Origin of the sequence: Tabrizicola sp. YIM 78059 (assembly GCF_004959785.1) — a bacterium.
GTDB classification, from domain to species: Bacteria; Pseudomonadota; Alphaproteobacteria; order Rhodobacterales; family Rhodobacteraceae; genus Tabrizicola; species Tabrizicola caldifontis.
In genome coordinates this window covers 1-1,293 of the sequence record NZ_SJZH01000051.1, presented here as the reverse complement: position 1 = coordinate 1,293, position 1,293 = coordinate 1, and the positions used below count along the sequence as shown (strand labels likewise).

The window sequence follows — 1,293 nt, the reverse complement described above, 5'->3', positions numbered from 1 at the left end:
GTACCGGTTTCTGGCAATGTTTGGGCGGGCATCGGGTTGAGGGGTAGGATCTGTGGTTCGGCGGCGACGGTGGTCAGGCGCCTTGGGCGGGTGAGGGCGACCGAGGGGTGCGGCGGGCGGTCCTGCCGGGGGCGCGCGCTGGCGTCGTTCACCTTGATGACGGTGAAGCTGATGTTGTCCTGATCGGGATCGTCCAGCCGCGTCAGCTCTTCCAGCAGACGCTCGGCGATCTCGGTCGACCGGCTCTTGCGGTATTTGCCAAGAACCCGTTCGATCTGCGCATTGCTCAGGAACTGCAGACCGTCCGAGGCACAGATCACGATGTCGCCCGCCTGCAGCTCGAAAGGCCGCGCCGGGCAGTCGATCCGGGGGATCCGCGTGCCCATCAGCACCGAGATCAGGCAGTTGCGGTCCGGGTGGTGCGCCGCAACCTCGGCATCCATCAGACCCGACTTCACCATGAAGTCGATCTGCGGGGCCATCGAATGGTCCTCGTTCAGCTGCGAAAGCCGGCCGTTCCGATACAGAAACAGCGGGCTGTCGCCCACCGAAAGCCACCACAGCCGGTTCTCCACCAGGCAGGGCACCACCAGCGTCGCCCCCATCCCCGCCGTCTCGGGATGCGTCTGCATGTGCTGGCGCAAGGTCTCGTTCGCAAGCTCCGCCACACCGCGCAGGATCTCGGGCGCGCGCGCCTCGAAGGCATCAACGTCCGCAAAATGGAACTTCAGCTCGCTGTAGACCTCGGTCAGCACGATCTTCGAGGCCACGTCGCCCGCCGCGTGTCCCCCCATCCCGTCGGCCAGAACCACAAACCCCGCCTCCGCACCCACCGGGAAATCGGCCGTGATCGCATCCTCCTGATAGTCCCGCGCACCCTGGCTTATGCCAGAGGCAACGTCATAGCGCGGCTCACGCGATCGCCACATCATGCCCGTCTCCTCCGGCTTCCGCCGACGACCAGTTGAACGCCGGAGTGCACAGAACCTTCAGCACAAGCGTCGTCTCGCCAATCTGGATCTCGTCACCCTCCCGCAGCTCTTCCGTCGACAAGAGCGGCCTGCCGTTCAGACGCACAAGGTTCGACTTGCCGCCATGCCCGATGTGAAACCGGTGCGTCGCTCCGTCATAGGCAATCGACGCGTGGTTCTGACGCGAAATCGCCATGTCCCCGAAATCCAGCGCAACCGTCTGGTCAGTGCCACGACCAATCTGCGAAACCCCCTGCGAAAGCGCAAACGCCGCACCGCGACCAGGACCAGACTTCACAACCAGCCAGCCCGTCGGAAACAT

General features: G+C 64.7%; 2 protein-coding genes. Both read right to left on the bottom strand.

The window, feature by feature from the left end; translation table 11 throughout:
• Positions 1-932 (bottom strand): PP2C family serine/threonine-protein phosphatase (locus EZM81_RS17950; protein WP_248298282.1); only part of this gene is annotated, 932 nt, incomplete at its 3' end.
• On the bottom strand, positions 913-1,293 hold a 381-nt coding region (locus tag EZM81_RS17945; protein ID WP_136646730.1), incomplete at its 5' end, for an FHA domain-containing protein. The genes EZM81_RS17945 and EZM81_RS17950, both read right to left, overlap by 20 nt.